The 371-nt window shown below is 58.2% G+C and carries 1 protein-coding gene; it reads left to right on the forward strand.

Going from position 1 to position 371, the window contains the following annotated elements; genetic code table 11:
- Positions 1 to 168: 168 nt before the first annotated feature.
- On the forward strand, positions 169 to 371 hold a 203-nt coding region (locus tag ACLFKU_RS44375), incomplete at its 3' end, for a transposase (protein ID WP_410853472.1).

A 371-nucleotide genomic window follows, 5' to 3' on the forward strand; every position in this document is an offset into this window, starting at 1 on the left:
CATCGACTCGGTATAGCCGTCCGCTCCGCGCATCGCTTCAGTCTCAGTGTTGTCCGGTTCTTTGTTTCAACGTTTACCCCTCCCGCGCGGATGACGTGCGCGGGAGGTATTTCAACAGCCTGCTAGAGCGTGTTAGGAACTTCGATTGAGACCTGTTATCCTGGCGGGATGAAAAGAACAGACCGCAAAGGGTATCCGACTGATGTGTCGGATGAGGAATGGAGTTTCGCGGCGCCGTATCTGGCGCTGATGGACGTCGACGCGCCCCAGCGCAAATACGAACTGCGCGACATGTTTGATGCATTGCGCTGGATGGCTCGTGCCGGCGCGCCGTGGAGGATGCTGCCCAATGATTTCCCGCCGTGGGAGCT

It is taken from the genome of Paraburkholderia sp. EG304 (genome assembly GCF_046543485.1).
Taxonomy (GTDB): domain Bacteria; phylum Pseudomonadota; class Gammaproteobacteria; order Burkholderiales; family Burkholderiaceae; genus Paraburkholderia; species Paraburkholderia youngii.